Here is a 24,024-nt window from a genome sequence, read left to right as displayed (position 1 = left end):
TAACCGAAGTGAATTAACCTGTCGCGACGAGGTCAATAAAAGGATATGAGCGGAGAGGTTTATCGTGTCCCGTACTATTATGCTTATCCCGACCGGCACCAGCGTCGGCCTTACCAGTATCAGCCTCGGCGTTATTCGTGCCATGGAACGTAAAGGCGTGCGTCTGAGTGTGTTCAAACCCATCGCCCAGCCGCGTTTAGGCGGCGATTGCCCGGATCACACCACCAATATCATTCGTAAGAGCTCTTCTATCCCGGCGGCAGAACCGCTGCAGATGAGCCGGGTTGAGTCACTACTGGGCTCGAACCAGCAAGACGTGCTGATGGAAGAGATCATCGCGCGTTACCACGAAAACACCAAAGATGCTGAAGTGGTGTTGGTTGAAGGCCTGGTGCCAACCCGTAAGCACCAGTTTGCTTCCGCACTGAACTATGAAATCGCCAAGACACTGAACGCAGAAATTATCTTCGTGATGTCGCTGGGCAACGACTCTCCAACACAGTTGAAAGAGCGCATTGAGATAACGCAAAGTGGCTTCGGCGGCAGTAAGAACAAAAACATTACCGGGGTCATCATCAACAAGCTGAATGCTCCCGTTGACGATCAAGGCCGTACTCGCCCGGATCTGTCGGAAATCTTTGATGACTCCAGCAAGGCCAGCGTCGCCAATATCGATCCAAAGCTGCTGTTTGCGAACAGTCCCTTGCCAGTACTGGGCTGTATACCATGGAGTTTTGACCTGATAGCCACTCGCGCTATTGATATGTGCCGCCACCTGAATGCTGAAGTGATCAACGAAGGCGATATCAATACTCGCCGCGTGAGGTCGATCACGTTCTGTGCCCGTAGCCTGCTACACATGCTGGAACATTTCCGTCCGGGATCGCTGCTGGTGACCTCAGCCGATCGCCCTGATGTACTGGTTGCCGCCTGTCTGGCGGCAATGAACGGCGTAGAAATCGGGGCTATCCTGCTGACCGGCGGCTACAAAATTGACGCGCCAATCCAGCAACTGTGCGAGCGCGCATTTGCTACCGGCTTGCCTGTCTTTATGGTGAAAACCAATACCTGGCAGACCTCCCTGAGCCTGCAAAGCTTCAATCTCGAAGTGCCCAGCGATGATACCCAACGTATCGAACGGGTGCAGGAATACGTTGCCAATTATATTGATGATAAATGGATCGAATCGCTGACCGCCGCTTCTGAGCGTAGCCGCCGCCTGTCGCCACCGGCTTTCCGCTACCAGCTTACCGAGTTAGCCCGTCAGGCGGGCAAACGCATTGTTCTGCCGGAAGGCGATGAGCCGCGTACGGTAAAAGCGGCGGCTATCTGTGCCGAACGTGGCATCGCCACCTGTATCTTGCTGGGTAATCCGGATGAGATCCAGCGTGTCGCGGCGGTGCAGGGGGTCGAACTGGGCAAAGGAATCGAGATTGTCGACCCTGAAAAAGTACGTGAAAATTACGTTGCTCGTCTGGTCGAACTGCGTAAGAACAAGGGAATGACTGAAGTGGTCGCCAGAGAGCAACTGGAAGATAACGTGATGCTTGGCACCATGATGTTGGAACGTGGTGAAGTGGACGGCTTGGTGTCCGGTGCGGTTCATACCACCGCCAATACCATCCGTCCGCCGCTGCAGCTGATCAAAACCGCACCAAACAGCTCGCTGGTCTCTTCGGTGTTCTTCATGCTGCTGCCAGAGCAGGTGCTGGTTTACGGTGACTGTGCAATTAATCCGGATCCCAATCCAGAGCAATTGGCCGAAATCGCTATCCAGTCTGCGGATTCTGCCGCGGCCTTTGGTATCGAACCTCGTGTGGCCATGATCTCCTACTCGACGGGTAATTCCGGTGCGGGGAGTGATGTGGAAAAAGTACGTGAAGCAACCCGTATCGCACAGGAAAAACGTCCGGATCTGGTCATTGACGGCCCACTGCAGTATGACGCCGCGATCATGGCCGATGTGGCCAAATCCAAAGCGCCAAACTCACCGGTCGCGGGTCGCGCTACGGTGTTTATTTTCCCGGATCTGAACACCGGTAACACCACGTATAAAGCGGTACAGCGTTCAGCCGATCTGATCTCCATCGGGCCAATGTTGCAGGGGATGCGCAAACCGGTTAACGACTTGTCGCGTGGCGCATTGGTTGACGATATCGTCTACACCATCGCCCTGACGGCTATCCAGTCCAAACAGGCTGAAAGCCACCAGTAAGTTGGTTGCCAACAGAAACGCATACAAGGCCGCTGCTGCGGCCTTTTTTACGCCAGGTGTTACTGAATCATCACATCCAGCGCACGCAAATGTTGTGGTTGCCATGACAGCATAACTTCACTGCCAACCTGCCAACGGCTGTCCATCTTCGTCGGACTGAGTTTGACCATAAAATTACCCTGTCCACTGACTTCAGTCAGCATCCGTACATGATCACCGAGGTAGATAAACTGTTGAATACGGGCGCTAACCTGTTGATCACCGGCCTCCGGCGCATTCACGTTAACCCGCTCCGGGCGGATACTGAGCTGGATTTTTTTACCGGATGAACTCGGTCGTACCTTTAACGCATCCAACTGTGTTCCATCATCCAGTTGAACGCGGTAATAATTTTCCTGGCTGCCCATCTGTGTCGCCAGCAGGCAGTTGTTTTCCCCAATAAACTGAGCGACAAAAGCATTGGTCGGCTGTTCGTACAACCGATCCGGACGGTCCATTTGCTGGATCATGCCATCGTTAAACACCGCCACACGATCCGACATGGTCATCGCCTCGCTTTGATCATGGGTGACATAGACAATAGTCAACCCCAGCATCTTATGCAACTGTTTGATTTCCATCTGCATATGCTCACGCAGTTGCTTATCCAGCGCGCCAAGCGGCTCATCCATTAACACCAGCTTCGGCTCAAACACCAGTGCCCTCGCCAACGCCACGCGTTGCTGCTGACCACCGGACATCTGTGCCGGATAACGGTCAGCCAGCGGGGTCAACTTGATCATATCCAGTACCCGACTGACTCGCTCTTTCACATCGGCTTTGCTGAGACGACGAATTGACAACGGAAAAGCCAGATTTTCTGCTACTGTCATATGTGGAAATAACGCATAATTCTGGAATACCATACCGATATCGCGTTGATGCGGCGGCAGTGTATGCAGCGGCTGATCACGCAAAAAAATCTCACCATCGGTCGGTGTTTCAAACCCGGCCAGCATCATCAGACTGGTGGTTTTTCCTGATCCGGAGGGGCCCAGCAGAGTCAGAAACTCACCCTCCTCCACCTCCAGATTGAGATTGCGTACCACCAGCTTTTCACCGTCGTAGCTCTTCTTGATATTCCTAAAACTGACCAGCTTTCTCATGGTATTTTCTCGTCCAGACAGGATAAATGACCAACAGCATTAGCAGGGGAAGACCTGGCCGTCGGGAGCTCTTTTAGCTCTATCACAACATTTTTCCTTTCGACAAGCAGAATTTGGCAATCGATGGAAAACAAACAGGCAGAAAACTCATACAACAATATGATTATATTTATTTTTAATTCTTTTAAATTTTATCCACAAAAATAAAGCAAGAGGATCAGGCAAGCATGACGCACCACCATAGTGCGCCTCGCCTCATTTTAATGCATGACTTCAGGCCGGTTGCAGATGGCGTTGCAGGCACTTGCGTACCGGTTCAAAGGTGGCCGCCATGTTCTGTTCCTCGACGCAGGCATAACCCAACAGCAAGCCACGGCGGCTGGCGCCCTGCAAGTAGTAGGCTGAAAGCGGCCGGGTCAACACACCGTTCTGTTCCAGTTCAGCGGCCAGCGCCACGTCATCGATGTGCTCTGGCAGCGACAGGATCAGGTGCAGCCCGGCATTGCTTTGCTGCGCCAGAAACGCAGAGCCCAGGCTGTTAGTGATCACCTGCACTAACGCAGCGCGGCGACGGCTATAGAGCTGGCGCATCCGACGTACGTGGGCGGCATAATGCCCCTCCCGGATAAACTCAGCCAGTGTCAGTTGCACCAAACCGTTCCCGCCGCGATACAACTCGGAATAGGCCATTTTCATCCTCGCCGCCAGAGGCTTCGGCACCACCATATAGCTCAGGCGCAGGCCGGGATAGAGCGTTTTGCTGAAGGTACCAAGATAGATTACCGGGGCATCCGCCGACAACCCTTGCAGCGCCGGGATAGGGCTGTCGCCAAAACGAAATTCACCGTCATAATCATCTTCCACAACCCAGCTTCCTGACGACTTCGCCAGTGCCAGCAGTTGCTGACGACGCTGCAAACTCATCACCGCACCTAACGGATACTGGTGCGACGGCGTGACGCAAATCAGTCTTGGCAGGCGGGTTACCCCACTCAGAGCGGCAACATCCGGCAGCATCATCCCCTGTTCATCAACCGGCGTGGGCAGCAATTCAATCCCGTTCACCGCCAGTACGTTGCGAAATCCCCAATAGCCAGGTTCTTCAATCCACGCACCATCCCCAGGATCGCAGAGCATTTTCGCCAACAGATCCAGCGCCTGATGGGTTCCAGCCGTGATCAGGATCTGCTCATAGCTGCAATGCAGGGAACGGCTCACCCGCAGGTAGTCCGCCAGCGCCTGCTGCAATTGCAGGCAACCGCCGTGGCTGGAATAGCTCAGCGCCTCCACCGGCATCCGGCGACTGAGCCGCAGCTGAATTTTTCGCCAGATATCATGTGGCATATGGCTAACATCAGGAACACCGGGCATGAAAGCACCCCATTGGTAAGCACCTGCTCCGCTGCGCCCAAGCACACGCGTTCCTCGCCGGGACAAGCTGACATAATGAAACGACGTGCCCTGTGCTGGCAGTGGTTCGCTGTTTTCCAGCACGATCTCCGGCAGTTGCTCACAGACAAAGGTACCACTGCCGGTACGGGTTTGCAGGTAACCCTCGGACTGCAACTGTTCGTAGGCCGCCAACACCGTATTGCGCGAAACCTTCAGTTCTTTCGCCAGATCGCGTGAAGCAGGCAGACGGCTGCCAGTGGCAATGGCACCTTCCTGGATAGCGGCCTGCAAAACATCGTACAACCGCTTATTCAGCGCACCGGCGGGAGCCTGACTTAAACGGTGTGCGAGAAGGTCGCCAAGTAACGTTCGCAAAATTGGTACCTCCAAATAAAAAAAACTGGCTCTGGATTATAAATTCCACAAAACGGTAAAAAACAGATAGCCCAATGTGCGTGGAACGAACCACGCGCTGCCATCTGATGAGGTAAAAACATGAGCAACAGTGAAGTTCAACAGCGCCGTTTAGCTGCCACACCGCGTGGTGTTGGCGTCATGTGTAATTTTTACGCCGTTCGGGCGGAAAACGCCACGCTGTGGGATCATCAGGGACGAGAGTATACCGATTTTGCCGCCGGCATCGCGGTTCTCAATACCGGGCACCGCCATCCGAAAGTGGTCGACGCGGTACGCCATCAACTGGACTGTTTCACTCATACCGCCTTTCAGGTCATCCCTTATGAGAACTATCTGCTGCTGGCCGAACGCCTGAACCAACGAGTCCCCATCGATGGTCCGGCTAAAACCACCTTTTTCTCCACCGGTGCGGAAGCGGTAGAAAATGCGGTAAAAATTGCCCGAGCGGCAACCGGACGAGCCGGTATTATCGCGTTCACTGGCGCGTTCCACGGCCGTACCCTGATGACCATGGGGCTGACTGGCAAAGTGCTCCCCTATAAAACCGGCTTTGGCCCTTTTCCTGGCGCAGTATTTCACGCTCGCTATCCTAACGCTTTGCAGGGTTACAGTACTGAAGACGCTATAGCAAGTCTGGAGACTATTTTTCGCTGTGACATCAGTCCACAGGATGTTGCCGCCATTATTTTCGAACCGATTCAGGGCGAAGGCGGTTTTAACATCGCCCCGTCCCAATTTGTCAACAAACTGCGCGAGCTCTGCGATCAGCATGGCATTCTGCTGATCGCAGACGAAATACAAAGCGGCTTCGCCCGTACCGGTAAACTGTTTGCTTGTGAATACTATCCACAAGCCAAACCTGACCTGATAACCATGGCGAAAAGCCTCGGTGGGGGCCTGCCAATCTCTGCCGTTGCCGGACGTGCGGAAATCATGGACGCCCCACTGCCGGGCGGACTGGGCGGCACCTATGCCGGTAACCCACTGGCAGTGGCCTCATCACTGGCGGTACTTGACATTATCGCCGAAGAACAACTGTGTGATCGCGCGCTACGTCTTGGCGCCGAACTGGTGGAGACCCTCAGCAACAGCGGTAACCCGGCGCTGGCTGAAGTACGCGCCAGAGGTTCAATGGTGGCGGCTGAATTTAACGATCCCGCCACTGGCAAACCCTCCGCCACCATCGCTCACGATATCCAGCAAAAAGCGCTGGCTCAGGGGCTGATCCTGTTGACCTGCGGCGTACACGGCAACGTGATCCGCTTCCTGTATCCCCTGACCATTCCGGATGCACAGTTCAAACGCGCGCTTGGTCTGCTTTCTTCTATTTTAGCGCATTGAGTCAAAAGGATTTAACACAAATACAGTCCTAATCAGGTCAGCAGGTTCACCTGCTGATAACCATAACAACGAGGGTATTGGCATGGCTAAAATGTTAGCGGCACTGGTTCTGGCGACATTCGCGCTGCATGCGCAGGCAGAAACATTGACAGTTATCTCCTTTGGCGGCACCAACAAGGACGCGCAAGACAAAGCATTCTACAAACCGTTCACCGCTGCCGGTAAGGGGACGATTGACGCCGGAGAATACAACGGTGAAATGGCCCGTATCCGTGCAATGGTGGAAACCGGTCAAATCGGCTGGGATGTGGTGGAGCTGGAAACCCCGGAGCTACAACGCGGTTGTGAGGAAGGCCTGTTCGAAACACTGGACTGGAACAAATTAGGGAAACCCGCAGACTTTATTCCTGCCAGCGTGTCCGAATGCGGTGCCGGTATTTTTGTCTGGTCCACCGTGCTGACCTATGATGCCGACAAACTGAAAAAAGGGCCGGTCAGTTGGGCCGACTTCTGGAATATCAACGCATTCCCTGGCAAACGCGCACTGCGTAAGAGCGCCAAATATACTCTGGAAATTGCGCTAATGGCTGATGGCGTCAAACGTGAGGACGTTTATAAAGTGCTGGCCACTCCCGCAGGTGTCGATCGCGCGTTTAAAAAGCTGGATCAGATCAAGCCCTATATCCAGTGGTGGGAATCGGGGGCGCAACCACTACAGTGGCTGGTTTCCGGCGATGTGGTGATGAGTTCCGCCTACAATGGCCGTATCGGTGCGGCGCAGGATGAAGGGCATCATTTCAACATCGTCTGGGACGGCGCACTGTATGATCTCGATAACTGGGCCATCGTCAAAGGCTCACCGCACAAAGCGCTGGCGGAACAATTTATCGCCTTTGCCAACCAGGCGGAGAATCAGAAAGTGTTCGCGGAAAACATCCCCTACGGCCCAACCAATATCAACGCCGGGAAAATGCTCGATCCGCAACGCTTACGTACCCTCCCCACCGCGCCGGAAAACCTTGCCCAGTCACTACAGGTCAGCAGTGATTTCTGGCTGGAACACGGTGAAGAACTCGAACAACGTTTTAACGCCTGGGCGGCCAGGTAAGTCAGACCTGTCGGGCCAACTCGCTGGCCCGACAGCCGATCATAAAAGGAGCCAGCAATGAGCCAAAATACGGTTATAGGATCCCCCCGTCTCTCCCCTGCCAACAGTCGGTTGTCCCTCAACCAACGGTTACGCCAGGTGGATCGAGCAAAAACTCGCCGCTCACTGCTACTGATAGCGCCATTGCTCACTTTTGTCGTGGTCTGTTTTATCTTGCCGATCCTGTCCATTCTCAGCAAAAGCGTGGAAAACCCTGAATTTAGCGATACATTGCCAAAAACCACTGTCGCACTGCAACAGTGGTCGGGTAAGGAACTGCCCGATGAATCCCTGTATGCCTTACTTGGTAAAGAGCTGATTAGCGCGCGCGAACACGGACAAATCGCCACCGTCGCCAAACGCATCAGCTATGAAAACCCCAGCTTCCGTCGTTTGCTCATTACCGCTCCCCGTCTGATACCGGCTGACGGCATCAACGTAAAAGACACAATGATAGCGAAACAACCGCTGTGGGGAGAATTATCCACCTGGCAGACACTGCAACGTGCCGCCAGACCACTGACCAGCTACTATCTGCTGGCAGTATTCGACCGCAAAGTCGACAGCAAAACCGGTGAGATAACTAAACTGCCGGCCAGTCAGGCGCTGTATATTAATGTGCTACTGCGAACCCTGTGGATAGCGCTGGTGGTCACGCTGCTCTGCGTCGGCATTGGCTATCCATTGGCTTACTGGCTGGCAAAACAACCGACAAACCGCGCTAATCTGCTGATGATCCTGGTGTTACTGCCGTTCTGGACCTCGCTGATTGTGCGCACCGCCAGTTGGATTGTTCTGCTGCAGTCCGGGGGACTGATTAACCACGCCCTGCTGGGTCTCGGCATTATCGACCATCCGCTGGCCCTGGTTTTCAACCGCATTGGGGTGTTCATTTCCATGACCCACATTCTGCTACCGTTTATCGTTCTGCCGCTATATGCGGTGATGAAGGGCATTTCCCCAAGTTATATCCGCGCTGCCGTGTCACTGGGCGCCCATCCCTTTATCGCCTTCTGGCGTGTTTATGTACCGCAGACCTACGCGGGCGTGGCGGCTGGCGCACTACTGGTCTTTATGATGGCGATAGGCTATTACGTCACACCTGCCCTGCTTGGTGGCCCGGACGATCAAATGGTCAGCTACTTCGTGGCCTTCTTTACCAACAGCACCATGAACTGGGGAATGGCAGCCGCACTGGGAAGCCAGTTGTTGATTATCGTCATGCTGTTGTACGTCGTTTACGTGCGTGTTACCCGTACCTCTGCCGAAACGGCGACCCATTAAGGAGAACACATAATGATGAGACAAAATGGTAGCCAGCTCCTGCGCTTGTGGAATATCTTTTTTAATTTTTATTCCGTCGCAGTGTTACTCTTTCTGATCGTGCCAATCCTGGTGATTGTGCCGTTATCGTTCAATGCCAGCTCGTTTCTCAGCTACCCGATCAACCATTTTTCACTGCGCTGGTATCAAACTTTTTTTCATTCTCAGGAGTGGCTGAATGCGCTGTTCAACAGCCTGATCGTTGCCCCTCTGGCGACGTTACTGGCCACCGTGCTGGGCGTGCTGGCGGCGATGGGACTGGTCCGCGGGGAATTCCGCGGTAAAGGGCTGGTCATGGCGATACTGATTTCACCTATGGTCGCCCCGGTGGTCATCATTGCGGTGGGGATGTTTTTCTTCTTCGCTAAACTCTCGCTACTCAACAGCTATCTGGGGCTGGTACTGGCCCATGCCTTGCTCGGTGTCCCTTTTGTCGTGATCACTGTCGTCGCGGTATTGAAAAGTTACGACACCAATCTGTCACGAGCCGCCGCCAGTCTGGGGGCCTCACCGTTCCTCGCTTTTCGCAAAGTCACCCTGCCGCTGATTGCTCCGGGAGTCTTCTCTGGTGCGCTGTTTGCCTTTGCTGCTTCGTTTGATGAAGTCGTGGTCACGCTGTTCCTCGCCAGCCCTCGCCAACGTACACTGCCTATTCAGATGTTTGCCGGTATCCGTGAAAATCTTGACCCCACCATTGCGGCGGCGGCCTCACTGATGATTGGCGCCTCACTGTTACTGCTGGTAGTCATGGAACTACTGCGACGTCGTGGTGAAAGAATACGCCAGAGCAACCCAGCCCATTAAACCAGGCCTACGGTTAAAGCTCCCCAGTGCTCTCTGTCGTGGAGAGCACTGTTCTGTTACTCATCATGCTAATGAGCCGACCTCTCCGTCACTCAGTCAGCAACCAATTCCCGGGCGGCCTGCACAATCGCCTCCGCCGTCAGGCCATATTCTTGCTGTAAAAAATCCTGTGTCCCCACCTGGCCATAACGCGCCTTCACCCCCACTCTGCGCATTGGCACCGGGCAGGTTTCAACCAATACCTCTGCCACTGCCGAACCCAACCCATTATGAATACTGTGATTTTCGCACGTGACAATCCGCCCCGTCTGCCGGGCATAACGTTCAATCAATGGCCGATCAATCGGCTTGAGCGTAAACATGTCAATGACTGCCGCGCTGATCCCCATTTTCGCCAGTTGCTCTGCCGCCTGACGTGCTTCCGCGACCATAATGCCGTTGGCTATCAGCGTGATATCCCGACCATCCCGTAATACATTGCCCTTGCCAATGGTGAAACTCGCCCCCTCTTCATAGACCTTTGCCGCCTGCTTGCGGATGGTGCGCACCCAGTAGAACCCTTCCAGACCGAGCAGTTGATGGAGGATGTCTTTGAACATCGCGGCATCCGTGACCTCCAGCACCACCGAATGCGCCAACCCACGAACGATACCCATATCTTCGAACGACATATGAGTGCCGCCATTATGACAAGCGGTCACTCCCGCGTCGGAAGCGATAACCTTGACATTATTGTGCTGATAATCGAGAGACATAAACAGTTGATCAAAGCAGCGGCGACTGGCGAACGCGGTAAAGGTATGCACAAAAGGGGTACGTCCAGTCAGTGACAACCCGGCAGCCACACCGATGACGTTTGCTTCCATGATCCCGCAGTTAATCACCTGCTGCGGAAAATCACGCTGCACTGTGTCCATGGCCATTGAACTCATCAGATCCGCTTCCAGCGCAATCACCGGCCCTTGCTGACCGGCCTGTTCCCGTATCATGGCGGCATACACTTTGCGCATTTCCTGGGTGTCTTTTTGTCCGATACTGGCGACGTTAAACATGGCAGGCCTCCAGTTGTGCAATAGCTTTGTCGATTTCCACTCTTTGCTCCGGTGTCAGGCGTAAATGATGTGAGTTGGGGAGCTGTTCCAGGTAAGGCACTCCCTGACCTTTGACGCTGTCAAGCAGGACAAGCAACGGACGCTGCTGTGCATCGCGTACCGGACGCAGGGCCGCCGACAGCGCCGCGATGTCGTCACCTTTAATTGTCTGTACTTCAAAACCAAACGCACGGAATTTAGCTGATAAATCAAAAGGTTTAATCACTTCTTCGAGGGTGCCATCCAGTTGCTGCTTATTCCAGTCAATCAACAGCGTGAGTTGGTGCAAATTATGGTGGGCAATAAACTGAAACGCTTCCCAGCACTGCCCTTCGTTCAACTCGCCATCGCCAAGGATGCAAAATACCCGGTTACAACGCTGGGCTAATTTATGTGACAGCGCCATGCCGGCTGCGATAGAGACCCCCTGCCCCAGTGAACCGGTAGTGGCATCAACGCCAGGCGTTTTCAGTCGATCAGGATGACTGGGCAGAATCGTGCCGTTCTGATTCAGTGTGCTGAGTTTCTCCAGTGGGAAGTATCCCTTCAACGCCAGCGTACTGTACAACGCCGGTCCGGCATGACCTTTGGAAAGGACAAAATAGTCGCGCTCCGGCCAGTGCGGATTAGCCGGATTAATACGCATAACATCACCGTACAGTACCGCCAGTGCCTCTATCACCGACAGACTGCCGCCATAGTGACCAAACCCCAGCCCGGTCAGCGACTTTAGCGTTTCCAGCCTGATCGCGCGGGCAAATTCCCGCAATTCCTGAAGCTGATTCATCATTTCACCTCCGTTTGTTTTTCACCTGATTGCGGCCTTCCGCGCTTTCCCAGGTAGTTATGAGCCACCAGCAGAGCAAAAACACTGACCATGACCAGCATGATCAGATCTTTTGACAGGTAACGGGCCAGATTGCCCAACACAATGCCCACTACGCCAAAATCCGCATCCGAGAAGGTGGTATTGGCAAAACCAATCGCCCCCAGCACAGGCAGCAACAACACCGGTAAGAACGTGATCAGCAGACCATTGGCGAAAGCCCCGGCCATCGCCCCGCGTCGTCCGCCAGTGGCGTTGCCGAACACGCCAGAGGTCGCGCCGGTAAAAAAATGCGGCACGACGCCGGGCAGGATCAGCACCAGTTTGAGCTGGCCAAGCAGAAACAGCCCCACCAGACCACCGAGGAAACTGAACAGGAAACCAATCAGTACGGCATTCGGCGCATAGGGATAGACCACCGGACAATCCAGCGCTGGACGGGCGTTAGGCACCAGTTTTTCCGAGAAGCCGGTAAACGCCGGGACAATTTCCGCCAGAATCAGCCTCACCCCTTGCAGGATAATGAACACCCCGGCAGCAAACGTGATCGCCTGGATTATCGACCACACCAGGAAATTCTGACCACCGCTCAACTGGCTTTCGATGTAGTCTTTGCCGGCATACCCCGCGAGGATCATATAAATGGCGATCATAGTCAGGGAAATGGAGATCGAACTGTCACGCAGGAAACTCAGGTTTTTCGGCAGACTCATCTCTTCAGTTGAGCGGGAGGATTTACCGGTTTTGCTGCCAATCCATCCGGCCAGCACATAACCTACCGTACCGAAATGGCCAAAACCGATTTCATCATTCCCGGTGATTTTACGCATATAACGCTGAGCCAGCGCCGGAAAGATAGCCATAATCAGGCCAAGCGTCAGCGAGCCAGTAAACACCAACGAAATACTGTCGAATCCAGCCACGCTAAGAATAACGGCGATCATACAAGCCATATAAAAGGTGTGATGACCAGTGAGAAAAATATATTTCAACCGGGTAAAACGGGCGACAATAATATTAGCCACCATACCAAAAGCCATAATGAGCGCGGTAGCCGCACCGTATTTTTCCAATGCGATTGAAACTATCGCTTCATTATTTGGAATAATCCCCTGAATAGTAAAAGCGTGTTCAAACATACCCCCCAACGGATTCAGCGAACTCACCAGTACACTGGCGCCTCCCGCCAACACAATAAAACCCAGAATGGTTTTTACCGTTCCTTTTACCACGTCCGGGAAGCTTTTCTTTTGTGCCACCAACCCAATCAGCGCGATCAGTCCAACCAGAATGGAAGGCACCTTGAGAATATCGACCACAAACTTCAGCGTCTCCTGAATAAACATAGCCGCTTCCTCACGTCGTTAATGTGTGGCAAACCAGGCGGCGAGCCGGGTTTCCAGCTGATTAATATCAATAATATTATCCAGCACCACCAGCTTATCCGCCGGTACACTGGCGCTTTCAGCGATGTCTTTCGCCATCACGAAAAGATCCGCCGCGCCAGGAGTGGCAGAAGCAAGATCAGCGTGTTCCACTTCTGCCTCTCTCTCCCATTTCTTCAGCACTTTTTTGATATTCATTTCAACCATAAAACTGCTTCCCAGGCCGGAGCCGCAAACTGCCATAATTTTCATCATTTCACCTTGGTTATATTTGAGGTGCAGAGGGTCGACGCTGATTATTCAACGTTGTAAAACAGGGCTATTTTTAATAAAGGAAAAACTAACAGGTTGTTATTATTCTCAGGACATCCTCCTTATTTTCACTGCGATGAAGCTGCGCCATCTTTTCTTCATCACTGAATAATTCCGCCAGCGCAGCAATCAATTTAATATGGCGGTGCCGATCCGGGGCAGACAGCAAGATAATCAGATCCACCGGGTCGTTTTCCGCCGACGCAAAACTGATACCCTGCCGCAGCTTCAGTAGAGAAAGCCCCAGCGCGTTTGCACCATCTTCCGGTCGGGCATGCGGCATCGCCAGTCCTGGAGCCAACACATAATAAGGGCCCAATTGCTGGTGACTCGCAATAATCGCCAGAAGGTAGGCCTGGTTAATCACGCCTTGCTGCAACAGGGGTTGCGCACAAACCTTCAGCGCCGCCTGCCAGTCTTCAGCCGTTTCGGCTACTTGTACGGTGTCTTCATTCAACCATCTGCTAAGCATCGTTTCCTTCCCGTCAGCCTTAACTGGATAAACTGTAATCAACAGTTAGCACGCCATCCGTGACAGTATTCACAAAGATAGCGCTATCATCAGCAGTATTGCTAATTTGTGATAGCGCTATCATTTCATGCCGTTTCATACAGGAGCCGCTCATCCGTGAGCAAAACGGCGTATACTAAGGCCATTCTTTGCCGTGGCTACACGGCGATATGACTTCAAGGAAGGGGCCCGTCAAGCGGCCTGGAGCATAGCTAAGATGTCGACAAACCCAAACCGAAAACGGCGCGGTACCGGGCGCGTGACCCTGGCGGATGTCGCCAACCTGGCCGGGGTGGGAACCATGACCGTTTCCCGTGCGTTGCGTACCCCAGATCAAGTCTCCGACAAACTACGGGAAAAAATTGAAGCGGCGGTCAGTGAACTGGGTTATTTGCCCAACCTAACCGCCAGTAGTCTGGCGTCGGCCTCCAGTTGGAACATTGCCATGGTGGTGCCGAGTCTGGCGGAAGCCGGCTGTACCGAGATGTTTGCCGGGCTGCAGCAGATCCTGCAACCCGCAGGCTACCAGATAATGCTGGCCGAATCACAGCATCGGGTTGAACGGGAAGAGAAGCTACTGGCAACGCTGTTGTCCTGCAATCTGGCGGCGGCGATCCTGCTTAGCGTGGAGCATAGCGACAGCGTCCGTCAATGGCTGAAAAATGCCGCCATCCCGGTGCTGGAAATCGGCGCCATCCGCAACGATCCACTGGATATGAATATCGGCATTGATAATGTTGAAGCGCTGTACCGACTGACGCAAACGCTGATCGAACGTGGACGACAGCATATCGGTTTGCTTTGCGCCAATCAGGAACAATGGATTTTCCAGCAGCTTCTGCAGGGCTGGCATAAAGCCATGCGCCTGAACCATATGTCGCCACACCGGGTTATCAACGCCGCCGCACCCGCAAATTTTTCAACGGGGGCGCAGCAACTGCCGGAGTTTTTGCTTAACTGGCCCGAACTGGATGCGCTGATCTGTCTGTCCGATGAACTGGCCTGTGGCGCACTATACGAGTGCCAGAGAAGACGCATTAAAGTTCCGGAGGATCTGGCCGTGGTGGGGTTTGGCAACAGCGATGTCAGCCAGGTTTGCCAGCCGACGCTGACCACGATGTCAGTCCCCCACCGGCAGATTGGCGTGGAAGCCGGGCGGGCGCTGCTGGCGCGTCTCGGGGGGGAAACGTGGCAATCTCAACCGATTATCCCTAAATTATGCCTGCGGGACAGTTGTTGAGCGGTCTGATTCATTATTATTGCGACTCAACCACAATGACAACGCTTTCAGCGAATCATTGGTGAACTCATCGCAGCGGGCGGTTATCTCTTCCGGCGTCATCCAGAACACCTCCGCCACCTCTTCTTCCTGCATCGCAAACGGTCCATGCGAAACACAACTGAACAATGCTCCCCAGACGCGGCAGTGTTGATCTTCAAAGTAGAATACCCCGTGCTCCGCGAACGGCACATCAGCGATACCCAGTTCTTCTTCCGCCTCCCGGCGAGCGGATTCCAGCAGTTCTTCCCCGCTCTGCACCACCCCCCCGGCGGTCGCATCCAGCATGCCCGGCATAAAATCTTTTGTCTCAGTGCGACGCTGAACTAAAATTTTACCCATCCCATCGTGAACCACGATGTAGGTCGCGCGATGACGCAAACACTGTGCCCGCATTTGCGCGCGACTGGACTGTGCAATCACCTCGTTATCTTCGCTAACGATATCCACCCACTCCGTGCCGCTGTCTTGCTCAACCATGCGTAATCCTTATTCGTTCTGGCGCCTCAGCGCTCGTTGACTGTTACCCGCACAGTGTGCCACGGTGCAGGACAAAATTATAATCCCAGCGTGTTATTCAGAGGCGCGTTGAATATTCTGACAACCACAGCTGGACCGACGCACGCTGCCACTGAAAATGGGTATAGTTCGCCACGTTCTCCGGCACCGTATCACCGTGCAGCACCAGCCGGTTGAGCATCACCGCCAGATCGGTATCGGCAATTGACCATTCGCCAAACAGATTCTGCTGGCCCGCTGGCAGCAGACGCTCTACAGCCGCAATCAGTTTAGCCGCCGACTGCTGCGCCGATTCACTCAATGGAGCAAATGTTTCTCCGGCGAACAACACTTCCGTCGGGCGCTCCTGACGGAGTGACGCAAAATCACTGCGTATCCAGGCCTGAATTTCACGTGCTCTGGCCCGTTTTTCAAGGTTCTGTGGATACAGACGCTCAAATTCCGGGGCCGGAAAACGCTCCTCCAGGTACTCCTCAATAGCGGAGGATTCCGACAGCAGGAAGTTCTCTACCTGCAAAGTCGGCACACGACGAGTCAATGAAACGTCACTATAGGACGGTGCCAACTGCTGCTGGCTGGTGAGATCAATATGTTGGAGGGAAAACGGGATCCCCTTTTCAGTCAGGGCGACAAAAACGGACATCGCATACGGACTGAAAAAACAGGCATCTGACCACAGCGTAACCGTTGGATAATTCATTCTGAGATCCTCAGAAAGTGGTGTCTGCATCTTGTTTACCCACTTTTTTGTCGGAAGGCAATCTCTCTGAACAGCGGATTAACCATTCAGAATAGCCTTCCGGCTAATGGCCTGAATCTGGCATCTCTGGCTTAGTGGTGCGGTGAATGACTGTACTGCGCCGACGTTCCGGTAAACATCTTCTAAGCTGAACGAATGCGGTTGATTTTTTTACCTTATCGCTGAAGGACAGACACTATGCATATTTTACTGACCGGCGGCACTGGCCTGATTGGTCGTCAGTTGATCCCACGTCTGCTGCAACGCGGTGACCACGTTAGCGTGGTGACTCGTGACGTCGCCAACGCCCGCCTCAAACTGGGTGACAGGGTGAATGTGTGGTCAGACTTGAAACGGCATGATCTGGATGGGATTGATGCAGTGATTAATCTGGCTGGCGAACCGATTGCGGATAAGCGCTGGAGTGAACAACAAAAACAGCGGCTCTGCGAGAGCCGCTGGCAAATAACCGAACAACTGGCCACATTGATCAATGCCAGTCGCTCTCCACCATCAGTCTTTATCTCCGGTTCCGCCACCGGTTATTACGGTGACCGTGGAGAACAGCTACTGACCGAGGATGATACCAGCAGCGATGAATTCACCCACCGGCTTTGCGCCCGCTGGGAAGCGCTGGCGCTGATGGCGGAAAACGAGAAAACACGGGTTTGCCTGTTGCGAACGGGCCTGGTGCTGGCGAAAGAAGGCGGCGCACTGCACAAAATGAAACGCCCCTTTAAGCTGGGGATCGGCGGCCCTATGGGCAGCGGCAAGCAGTACCTGCCGTGGATCCATCTGGACGATATGTTGAACGCCATACTCTGGCTGCTGGAGAATAAGCACCTGTATGGTCCATTCAATCTGGTCGCGCCTGGCGCGGTGCGCAACGAACAGTTTGCCGCCATGCTGGGGCATGTTCTGCATCGTCCCGCGTTTATGCGCACGCCAGCTGCGGTAATCAAGTTGATGATGGGAGAATCGGCGGTGCTGGTACTCAGTGGACAACACCTACTACCAACGCGGCTGGTGGAATCTGGTTTTAGCTTCCGCTGGGCTCAGCTTGGGCAAGCCCTGGAGGATGTAGTGTGAGCCACGGCGACAGACCATGACACCAGCCCCCAGGCAAGGACTGATGTCATCACGCGGCTTCCCCACAATCATTCGCTTTTCAGCCCGATGACAAGAGCATCTCCCTGTGAGTTAACTCAGGTCAGCGACAGGGATGATGCAAGCCGCGGTAATGTGCACTATAACCAGAATTTATTTTAGCGCCCCTGACAAAAACTGCCGCAGGCGGGGGCTTTGCGGATTGTTGAACAACGATTGTGGCGGCCCCTCCTCCTCAATTTTACCCTGATGCAGAAAGATGACATGGCTGGAGACATGGCGGGCAAACTCCATCTCGTGGGTGACCACCACCATGGTTTTACCTTCTTCCGCCAGCTTCTGCATGATCTTCAGCACTTCCCCCACCAGCTCAGGGTCAAGTGCGGAAGTAGGTTCATCAAACAGCAGCACTTCCGGCTCCATGGCCAACGCCCGGGCAATAGAAACACGCTGCTGCTGACCACCAGAGAGGTTAACCGGATATTTGCCACGGGCGCGTTCATCAATCCCGACCTTATCCAGATAGCGGATCGCTCGCTCCCGCGCTTCAGCCTTGCTCAGGCCCAATACCTGGATCGGCGCTTCCATCACGTTCTGCAACACCGTCATATGGCTCCACAGATTAAAGTGCTGAAAGACCATGGTCAGACTGGTACGCAGTGCGCGCAGCTGTTCTTTATTGGATACCTTCAGTTGACCATCGGTATCGCGTACCAGGTTAATCACCTGGTTATTAACGGAAATAGTGCCTTCACTGGGCTTTTCCAGGAAATTGATGCACCGCAAAAAGGTACTTTTACCCGAACCGGACGAACCGATAATACTAATAACATCACCAGCATTCGCCTGCAAAGAGACCCCTTTCAACACCTCATGTTCGCCATAACGTTTGTGTAGTTCGGTAACGTTTAATTTGTTATTACTCATAATTTTGCTCAATGGGTCGATGAGGAGTTAACGTGCTTCAGCCAGCGTTTTTCCGCCTTGCGGAACAGACTAATCAACACAGCCGAGATAATCAGGTACAGTACTGCCGCAATACCAAACGCGGTAAAAGGCTGATAGGTGGCGGCGTTAATATCGCGCGCCACTTTCAGCAGGTCGGGTACCGTCGCAGTGAAAGCCAGAGCCGTGGAATGCAGCATCAGGATCACTTCATTACTGTAGGCCGGCAGCGCAGTACGCAAGGCCGAAGGCATAATAATGCAACGGTAGAGTTTAAAGGTAGAGAAACCATAAGCGCGCGCCGCTTCAATCTCACCATGCGGAACCGCACGGATAGCGCCGGCAAACATTTCCGTGGTGTAGGCACAGGTATTCAGCGTTAACGCCAGTAGCGTACAGTTAAGCCCACTACGGAAGAACGCGTTCAACAGCTCGTTTCCTTTCACCACTTCCAGCGTATACATGCCGGAATAAAACACCAACAACTGCACATACAGCGGCGTACCACGAAAGACGTAAGTGAACAGCCAGACCGGGAATCGCACCGCTTTAATCGATGAAACACGCGCAATTGACAACAACACCGCCAGGCTGCCGCCCAGCACCACAGAGATAACCAGCAGCCACAGTGTAATAGCCACACCGGAAAAACGGTAACCGTCGGTCCACAACAGGGCTTTCCAGTATTCCTGAATAATGTCTATCATAAATCAGCCCTTCTTACGCCCACCGAATAACGACGCGTCAACCACCACAACACCCCGTTGGAGAGCGTGGTAAAAATCAGGTAAATCACCCCAGCGACAATAGCGAACCAGAACGGTTGCCAGGTACTTTTCCCCGCCAGCTGCGTCGCTTTCACTACATCTTCCAGCCCCAGTAGCGAAACCAGAGCGGTCGCTTTCAGGATAACCTGCCAGTTATTGCCGATGCCTGGCAACGCATAACGCATCATGCCTGGGAACAGAATACGACGGAAGGTCTGAGAAGAGGTGAAGCCGAAAGCGGTCGCCGCTTCGATCTGCCCTTTCGGTACGGCCATATAAGCCCCACGAAAAGTTTCAGTGAAATAGGCGCCATAGATAAAGCCGAGGGTGATAATGCCTGCGGCCATCGGATCAATATCAAACTGTGCCAGGCCCAGCAGATCAGTCAACTGATTCAGGGCTATCTGCAAGCCATAGAAAATCAACAGCATCAGCACCAGATCGGGCACGCCGCGGATCAAGGTAGTGTATGCTTCAAAGAGCAACGCCAGTGGGCGATTGCGGGAAAGTTTGGCCCCGGCGCCAATCAAACCAAGGATCACGGCCAGCAACACGGAACTGAGGGCCAGTTCCAGGGTCACCATCGCACCTTTAAAAATAACATCAGAATAACCATACAGCATAAGCATGTCCTGTCCTGGTAGTAACTTCGCGTTTTATCCGCCTATAGCGTACAAAACGGGGGCCGCTGTCAGCGAACTGACCGGCCCCCATGACAGGTTTTTTTAACCGCCGTACACGTCAAAGTCGAAATATTTTTTTGCTAATTTATGGTAAGTACCATCTTTACACATGGAATCAAACGCTTTGTCGATAGCCGCTTTCAACGCGGTATCTTCTTTACGTATGCCCATGCCAGTGCCCACGCCAAAGATTTTATCATCTTTCACTGACGGCCCGGCGAAAGCGTAACCTTTACCGGCTGGCTGCTTCAGGAAACCTTCGCTGGCAGCGACTTCATCCTGAAAAGCCGCATCGATACGTCCAGCGGCCAAATCCTGATAAACCAGGTCCTGGTTAGCATAAGGCGTAATAGTAACCCCTTGCGGACGCCAGTACTGGTTAGCATAAGTTTCCTGCACGGTTCCTTGCAACAGACCAATGTTTTTGCCTTTCAGCGAGGCCACCGTCGGCTGAATCTTCGAACCTTTTGGTGCGATCAGGCGGGAGTCTGCTGCATACAGTTTTTCTGAGAAAGCGATTTCTTCCTGACGCTTCTCGGTTATTGACAGTGAAGAGATAATCGCATCGATTTTTTTCGCTTTCAGTGAAGGGATCAGCGCATCAAAATCACTTTCTACATAAGTACATTTGGTCTGCATACGCTTGCAGATCTCATTCGCCAGATCGATATCAAAGCCAACCAACTGCCCCTGAGCGTTTTTAGATTCAAACGGAGCATAGGTCGGATCGGTACCGATCCGCAGCGTTTTTGGCCCAGCAGCGAATGCGCTACTCCCCCCCAGGGCCAGTAGCAGAGAAAGAGCAAGGACCTGCTTTTTCATAGATTCCCCTCAAGTTTGGTCTTTTTTATTGAGTCGTATGTGCTTAGCGCAGTAACCGCCAATGTCATGTGCAGGTTTCGTGCCACTTTTGCTTCTGACTGCCCCATTACTGCGCAACCAGAGCTATCCATCTCAAGCGGGCGCCAACGCGCACCCAGCGGGTAAACCTTTGGTTGATTTGCCATAACAGTGTGGCAACCATGTTTTATTTTGGTGCACTTCCTGCACAAAAAGCGATTTTACGGCACCAAATGCACTTAGTTGGTGCAAACCGACAGCAGCTATGCACCTTGCCAGCGCGTAAACAGATCTTTATCGAGGGTTATCTCAAACTGGTCGAGGACGCGATTAACGGTTTGGTCGACTATTTCCTGCACATTTTTTGGACGATGATAAAAAGCCGGGACCGGCGGCATAATGATCGCGCCAAGCTCGGCAGCCGTCATCATCATCCGCAGGTGACCTAAATGGAGAGGCGTTTCTCGTACGCATAACACCAGCCGACGGCGTTCTTTCAATATCACATCGGCAGCCCGGGTTAGCAGCCCATCGCTGTAGCTGTGAACAATACCGGAAAGGGTTTTCATCGAACAGGGAAGGATCGCCATACCGTCGGTTTTAAAAGAACCGGAGGAGATACTGGCCGCAATATCGCGTACATCATGGACCACATCGGCCAGCGCGTTAACCTCACGTACGGTATAGTCGCTCTCCAACGCCAGAGTCTGACGTGCGGCCTGGCTCATCACCAGATGAGTTTCCACCCCGTCAACCTGCTGCAACACCTGCAGAGCACGGATGCCGAAAATCACGCCACTGGCACCTGAGATACCAATAATAAGTCGTTTCATAAGAATCCTTCGCTGTTTCTGCCCTTCCCGGTCAGAAGTAAAAAAATGGGCTGGAATCACTTCCAGCCCATCATACTACCTGCTAACCCACCTGAGAGCATTAGCCTTCGTTGTGCATTTCCAGGTTTTCAACTTCACTCTGACGCGCCAGCGCTTTGGCATCATCATTACGCAGCGACTGGAGATACTCCAGATATTGCTGGTCGACATCTTTGGTCACGTAGACACCGTTAAACACCGAGCATTCGAATTGGGTGATATCCGGGTTCTCCTCACGTACTGCGTCGATCAGATCGTCAAGCCCCTGGAAAATCAAGGCATCAGCCCCTATCAGTTGGCGGATCTCTTCTGCTTCGCGGCCATGCGCAATCAACTCGGTGGCGCTGGGCATATCTATCCCATAGACATTTGGGAAACGAATTTCCGGTGCGGCAGACGCGAGGTAAACCTTTTTCGCTCCGGCTTCGCGCGCCATTTCAATGATCTGCTCAGAGGTCGTACCACGAACGATAGAATCATCCACCAGCAATACGTTCTTATCACGGAACTCGGCGCGATTGGCGTTCAACTTGCGACGAACTGCGCTGCGACGTAACTGCTGCCCTGGCATGATAAAGGTACGGCCGACATAACGATTTTTCACAAACCCCTGTCGGTATGGTTTGTCCAGGATACGGGCGATTTCCAGCGCGATATCGCAGGACGTTTCCGGAATCGGGATAACCACATCGATATCCAGATCTTCCCACTCACGGGCAATTTTCTCACCCAGCTTAGTGCCCATGCGTACACGAGCGCTATAGACAGAAATTTTGTCGAGGAACGAATCCGGACGAGCAAAATAAACGTACTCGAACAGACATGGATTACACTGTGGATTATCAGCACACTGCCGGGTGAACAGCTGTCCTTTTCCGGTGACATAGACCGCTTCGCCTGGGGCGACATCACGCAGGAATTCAAAACCAAGCGTATCCAACGCCACGCTTTCAGAGGCCACCATGTACTCAGTGCGACCATCAGGCAGGCCACGTTTACCGATAACCAGCGGACGGATGCCGTTGGGATCGCGAAAGGCAACCAGCCCGTGACCAATGATCATCGCCACACAGGCATAAGCGCCACGAACTTGCCGATGCACCGCCGCCACCGCCGCAAAAATATTTTCGGCTTCCAGCGGGTAATGCTGAAAACGATCCAGTTCCTGAGCAAAGATATTGAGCAAAATTTCAGAATCAGAGGTGGTATTAACGTGACGACGACCACCTTCAAATAACTGTTTGCGCAGTTCATGAGCATTCGTCAGGTTGCCATTGTGCGCCAGGGTGATGCCATAAGGCGAGTTGACGTAAAAAGGCTGTGCTTCTGAAGCACTGGAGCTTCCCGCGGTAGGATAACGAACATGACCAATGCCCATATTACCCTGTAGACGCTGCATATGGCGTGCTTCAAAAACATCGCTAACCAGGCCGTTGGCTTTACGCAAACGGAAGCAATTCAATGCATCAATGGTAACGATTCCTGCGGCATCCTGCCCACGGTGCTGAAGCACCGTTAACGCGTCATAAATCGACTGGTTGACCGGCATAAAACCGGCGATCCCGACAATACCGCACATAGGGTCATTTCCTCATAAGCCGCACCCCCGGCTCAATTACCGGGGTAAAAAACTCGACGTACTTTTCAGATAGTCAAAAAACCACCTGATGATATAACTGAACTGGGGAATCAACTGGGACTGTTGCCAGTCCGGACTTTTGGAAAAACCCGTGAATGTATCAAGGAAAAACAGGATAGCTGACACGATCAGCACGCCGCGTAATCCCCCGAAACAGACACCCAGTACTCTGTCGGTACCCGATAAGCCCGTCTTTTCAACCAGCGAGCCAATTACGTAGTTCACAATCGCCCCGACTAACAATGTGGCAATGAATAACACCGCAATGGCGATTCCATTTCGCACCAGTTCATCTTCAAAACCGGTAAACCAAACAGAGAGGAAGGAGTAATAATGACTGGCGACAAAAAATGCGCAACCCCAGGTCACAAGAGATAACGCTTCCCGAACGAATCCCCGGATCAGGCTGACAAGAGCCGAAAAACCAATAACTGCAATAATGACGTAATCTATCCAGACCATGAACTCTTCCAGCTACGTTGCCCTCCCCGGTCGTATCCCTCTGTGACAAATGACGCCGCAGCAGCATAGGTAACAGAGGGAGGCGACCTGAGTTCGGGCCGAATTCTAACAGAAAAAGAAAACGTTTGCGTGGGTTTTCCTTTCCCCGTTTGATGAAAACAACCAGACAAAAAAATCAGCCATTACGCTCCCTGACAACAGGTGCCCCCCCAGCGATGACCACCAGAGAGATGAATTGCTGATTTACTTAAAATAATCAGACC

23 protein-coding genes are annotated in these 24,024 nt (G+C 53.1%); 7 read left to right on the top strand and 16 right to left on the bottom strand.

Annotated features, from left to right (window positions below; translation table 11 throughout):
- Nucleotides 1-64: 64 nt before the first annotated feature.
- Entirely contained in the window at nt 65-2,215 is a 2,151-nt protein-coding gene (gene pta, locus EH228_RS08460; protein WP_193323305.1) for a phosphate acetyltransferase, read from the top strand.
- A 59-nt stretch (nt 2,216-2,274) separates the two neighbouring features.
- Here pta and EH228_RS08455 read toward each other — a convergent pair whose 3' ends face one another.
- Both EH228_RS08455 and pdxR read right to left on the bottom strand, forming a co-directional pair.
- Nucleotides 2,275-3,360: an ABC transporter ATP-binding protein gene (locus EH228_RS08455; RefSeq protein ID WP_152321238.1), complete on the bottom strand. Its 1,086-nt coding sequence runs from the start codon at nt 3,358-3,360 to the stop codon at nt 2,275-2,277.
- A gap of 273 nt (nt 3,361-3,633) precedes the next feature.
- Complete coding sequence (pdxR, locus tag EH228_RS08450; protein WP_152321237.1) at nt 3,634-5,127, bottom strand: MocR-like pyridoxine biosynthesis transcription factor PdxR; 1,494 nt, start codon at nt 5,125-5,127, stop codon at nt 3,634-3,636.
- Between the two features lie 120 nt (nt 5,128-5,247).
- On the opposite strand from pdxR, the gene EH228_RS08445 reads away from it, so the two are divergent.
- The 4 genes from EH228_RS08445 to EH228_RS08430 all read left to right on the top strand — a co-directional run bounded on the left by EH228_RS08445 (nt 5,248) and on the right by EH228_RS08430 (nt 9,784).
- Complete coding sequence (locus EH228_RS08445; protein WP_152321236.1) at nt 5,248-6,510, top strand: 4-aminobutyrate--2-oxoglutarate transaminase; 1,263 nt, start codon at nt 5,248-5,250, stop codon at nt 6,508-6,510.
- 82 nt (nt 6,511-6,592) lie between these two features.
- Nucleotides 6,593-7,618, top strand: a complete 1,026-nt coding sequence (locus EH228_RS08440) for an ABC transporter substrate-binding protein (RefSeq protein ID WP_152321235.1) — start codon at nt 6,593-6,595, stop codon at nt 7,616-7,618.
- 57 nt (nt 7,619-7,675) lie between these two features.
- A complete protein-coding gene (locus EH228_RS08435) occupies nt 7,676-8,941 on the top strand; it encodes an ABC transporter permease (protein WP_152321234.1) in 1,266 nt (421 codons plus the stop codon).
- Between the two features lie 15 nt (nt 8,942-8,956).
- Complete coding sequence (locus EH228_RS08430; protein ID WP_152321320.1) at nt 8,957-9,784, top strand: ABC transporter permease; 828 nt, start codon at nt 8,957-8,959, stop codon at nt 9,782-9,784.
- A gap of 92 nt (nt 9,785-9,876) precedes the next feature.
- On the opposite strand, the gene EH228_RS08425 is transcribed toward EH228_RS08430, so the two are convergent.
- From EH228_RS08425 to EH228_RS08405, 5 genes are all read right to left on the bottom strand, one after another.
- Nucleotides 9,877-10,836 (bottom strand): transketolase family protein, encoded by a 960-nt coding sequence (locus EH228_RS08425; protein WP_152321233.1) that lies wholly within the window; start codon nt 10,834-10,836, stop codon nt 9,877-9,879.
- Nucleotides 10,829-11,662 (bottom strand): transketolase, encoded by an 834-nt coding sequence (locus EH228_RS08420; RefSeq protein ID WP_152321319.1) that lies wholly within the window; start codon nt 11,660-11,662, stop codon nt 10,829-10,831. The genes EH228_RS08425 and EH228_RS08420 overlap by 8 nt, the downstream gene beginning before the upstream one ends.
- Entirely contained in the window at nt 11,662-13,047 is a 1,386-nt protein-coding gene (locus tag EH228_RS08415; protein WP_152321232.1) for a PTS ascorbate transporter subunit IIC, read from the bottom strand. Before EH228_RS08415 ends, EH228_RS08420 begins: the two co-directional genes overlap by 1 nt.
- A gap of 18 nt (nt 13,048-13,065) precedes the next feature.
- Nucleotides 13,066-13,338 carry a PTS sugar transporter subunit IIB gene (locus tag EH228_RS08410; RefSeq protein ID WP_152321231.1) on the bottom strand — a complete coding sequence of 91 codons (273 nt, stop codon included), beginning with the start codon at nt 13,336-13,338 and terminating at the stop codon, nt 13,066-13,068.
- Between the two features lie 88 nt (nt 13,339-13,426).
- Entirely contained in the window at nt 13,427-13,870 is a 444-nt protein-coding gene (locus EH228_RS08405; RefSeq protein WP_152321230.1) for a PTS sugar transporter subunit IIA, read from the bottom strand.
- 256 nt (nt 13,871-14,126) lie between these two features.
- On the opposite strand from EH228_RS08405, the gene EH228_RS08400 reads away from it, so the two are divergent.
- Complete coding sequence (locus EH228_RS08400; protein WP_152321229.1) at nt 14,127-15,149, top strand: LacI family DNA-binding transcriptional regulator; 1,023 nt, start codon at nt 14,127-14,129, stop codon at nt 15,147-15,149.
- On the opposite strand, the gene yfcD is transcribed toward EH228_RS08400, so the two are convergent.
- Together yfcD and yfcF are read right to left on the bottom strand one after the other, a co-directional pair.
- On the bottom strand, nt 15,126-15,668 hold the full coding sequence (gene yfcD, locus EH228_RS08395; protein ID WP_152321228.1) for an NUDIX hydrolase YfcD: 543 nt from the start codon (nt 15,666-15,668) through the stop codon (nt 15,126-15,128). The genes EH228_RS08400 and yfcD overlap by 24 nt on opposite strands.
- Before the next feature lie 97 nt (nt 15,669-15,765).
- Nucleotides 15,766-16,407, bottom strand: a complete 642-nt coding sequence (yfcF, locus tag EH228_RS08390; protein ID WP_152321227.1) for a glutathione transferase — start codon at nt 16,405-16,407, stop codon at nt 15,766-15,768.
- 237 nt (nt 16,408-16,644) lie between these two features.
- Between yfcF and EH228_RS08385 the strand changes: the two genes are divergently transcribed.
- Nucleotides 16,645-17,535: a TIGR01777 family oxidoreductase gene (locus EH228_RS08385; RefSeq protein WP_152321226.1), complete on the top strand. Its 891-nt coding sequence runs from the start codon at nt 16,645-16,647 to the stop codon at nt 17,533-17,535.
- A 171-nt stretch (nt 17,536-17,706) separates the two neighbouring features.
- Here the strand turns inward: EH228_RS08385 and hisP are convergent, their stop codons facing one another.
- The 7 genes from hisP to cvpA form a co-directional block, all read right to left on the bottom strand.
- Nucleotides 17,707-18,480: a histidine ABC transporter ATP-binding protein HisP gene (hisP, locus tag EH228_RS08380; protein WP_152321225.1), complete on the bottom strand. Its 774-nt coding sequence runs from the start codon at nt 18,478-18,480 to the stop codon at nt 17,707-17,709.
- A gap of 8 nt (nt 18,481-18,488) precedes the next feature.
- The gene (locus EH228_RS08375) at nt 18,489-19,205 is read right to left on the bottom strand and encodes an ABC transporter permease (protein WP_152321224.1); all 717 of its coding nucleotides are present in this window, start codon (nt 19,203-19,205) and stop codon (nt 18,489-18,491) included.
- On the bottom strand, nt 19,202-19,888 hold the full coding sequence (locus tag EH228_RS08370; RefSeq protein WP_152321318.1) for a histidine ABC transporter permease HisQ: 687 nt from the start codon (nt 19,886-19,888) through the stop codon (nt 19,202-19,204). The genes EH228_RS08375 and EH228_RS08370 overlap by 4 nt, the downstream gene beginning before the upstream one ends.
- A gap of 102 nt (nt 19,889-19,990) precedes the next feature.
- The gene (gene argT, locus EH228_RS08365; RefSeq protein WP_152321223.1) at nt 19,991-20,770 is read right to left on the bottom strand and encodes a lysine/arginine/ornithine ABC transporter substrate-binding protein ArgT; all 780 of its coding nucleotides are present in this window, start codon (nt 20,768-20,770) and stop codon (nt 19,991-19,993) included.
- A 281-nt stretch (nt 20,771-21,051) separates the two neighbouring features.
- Nucleotides 21,052-21,621, bottom strand: coding sequence for a UbiX family flavin prenyltransferase (locus tag EH228_RS08360; protein ID WP_152321222.1), 570 nt, complete (start codon nt 21,619-21,621; stop codon nt 21,052-21,054).
- Between the two features lie 100 nt (nt 21,622-21,721).
- Nucleotides 21,722-23,239, bottom strand: a complete 1,518-nt coding sequence (purF, locus tag EH228_RS08355) for an amidophosphoribosyltransferase (protein WP_152321221.1) — start codon at nt 23,237-23,239, stop codon at nt 21,722-21,724.
- Between the two features lie 36 nt (nt 23,240-23,275).
- Nucleotides 23,276-23,761 carry a colicin V production protein gene (gene cvpA / locus EH228_RS08350; RefSeq protein ID WP_152321220.1) on the bottom strand — a complete coding sequence of 162 codons (486 nt, stop codon included), beginning with the start codon at nt 23,759-23,761 and terminating at the stop codon, nt 23,276-23,278.
- Nucleotides 23,762-24,024 lie beyond the last annotated feature (263 nt).

The organism is Erwinia endophytica, from assembly GCF_009295515.1.
Taxonomy (GTDB): Bacteria; Pseudomonadota; Gammaproteobacteria; order Enterobacterales; family Enterobacteriaceae; genus Erwinia; species Erwinia endophytica.
This window is presented reverse-complemented; position numbering and strand designations above follow the sequence as displayed.

Coding starts and splice junctions, on each gene's coding strand:
- EH228_RS08455 (WP_152321238.1), bottom strand. CDS start 3,360: ATGAGAAAGCTGGTCAGTTTTAGGAATATCAAGAAGAGCTACGACGGT.
- EH228_RS08445 (WP_152321236.1), top strand. CDS start 5,248: ATGAGCAACAGTGAAGTTCAACAGCGCCGTTTAGCTGCCACACCGCGT.
- EH228_RS08440 (WP_152321235.1), top strand. CDS start 6,593: ATGGCTAAAATGTTAGCGGCACTGGTTCTGGCGACATTCGCGCTGCAT.
- EH228_RS08435 (WP_152321234.1), top strand. CDS start 7,676: ATGAGCCAAAATACGGTTATAGGATCCCCCCGTCTCTCCCCTGCCAAC.
- EH228_RS08430 (WP_152321320.1), top strand. CDS start 8,957: ATGAGACAAAATGGTAGCCAGCTCCTGCGCTTGTGGAATATCTTTTTT.
- EH228_RS08425 (WP_152321233.1), bottom strand. CDS start 10,836: ATGTTTAACGTCGCCAGTATCGGACAAAAAGACACCCAGGAAATGCGC.
- EH228_RS08420 (WP_152321319.1), bottom strand. CDS start 11,662: ATGAATCAGCTTCAGGAATTGCGGGAATTTGCCCGCGCGATCAGGCTG.
- EH228_RS08415 (WP_152321232.1), bottom strand. CDS start 13,047: ATGTTTATTCAGGAGACGCTGAAGTTTGTGGTCGATATTCTCAAGGTG.
- EH228_RS08410 (WP_152321231.1), bottom strand. CDS start 13,338: ATGAAAATTATGGCAGTTTGCGGCTCCGGCCTGGGAAGCAGTTTTATG.
- EH228_RS08405 (WP_152321230.1), bottom strand. CDS start 13,870: ATGCTTAGCAGATGGTTGAATGAAGACACCGTACAAGTAGCCGAAACG.
- EH228_RS08400 (WP_152321229.1), top strand. CDS start 14,127: ATGTCGACAAACCCAAACCGAAAACGGCGCGGTACCGGGCGCGTGACC.
- yfcD (WP_152321228.1), bottom strand. CDS start 15,668: ATGGTTGAGCAAGACAGCGGCACGGAGTGGGTGGATATCGTTAGCGAA.
- yfcF (WP_152321227.1), bottom strand. CDS start 16,407: ATGAATTATCCAACGGTTACGCTGTGGTCAGATGCCTGTTTTTTCAGT.
- EH228_RS08385 (WP_152321226.1), top strand. CDS start 16,645: ATGCATATTTTACTGACCGGCGGCACTGGCCTGATTGGTCGTCAGTTG.
- hisP (WP_152321225.1), bottom strand. CDS start 18,480: ATGAGTAATAACAAATTAAACGTTACCGAACTACACAAACGTTATGGC.
- EH228_RS08375 (WP_152321224.1), bottom strand. CDS start 19,205: ATGATAGACATTATTCAGGAATACTGGAAAGCCCTGTTGTGGACCGAC.
- EH228_RS08370 (WP_152321318.1), bottom strand. CDS start 19,888: ATGCTGTATGGTTATTCTGATGTTATTTTTAAAGGTGCGATGGTGACC.
- argT (WP_152321223.1), bottom strand. CDS start 20,770: ATGAAAAAGCAGGTCCTTGCTCTTTCTCTGCTACTGGCCCTGGGGGGG.
- EH228_RS08360 (WP_152321222.1), bottom strand. CDS start 21,621: ATGAAACGACTTATTATTGGTATCTCAGGTGCCAGTGGCGTGATTTTC.
- purF (WP_152321221.1), bottom strand. CDS start 23,239: ATGTGCGGTATTGTCGGGATCGCCGGTTTTATGCCGGTCAACCAGTCG.
- cvpA (WP_152321220.1), bottom strand. CDS start 23,761: ATGGTCTGGATAGATTACGTCATTATTGCAGTTATTGGTTTTTCGGCT.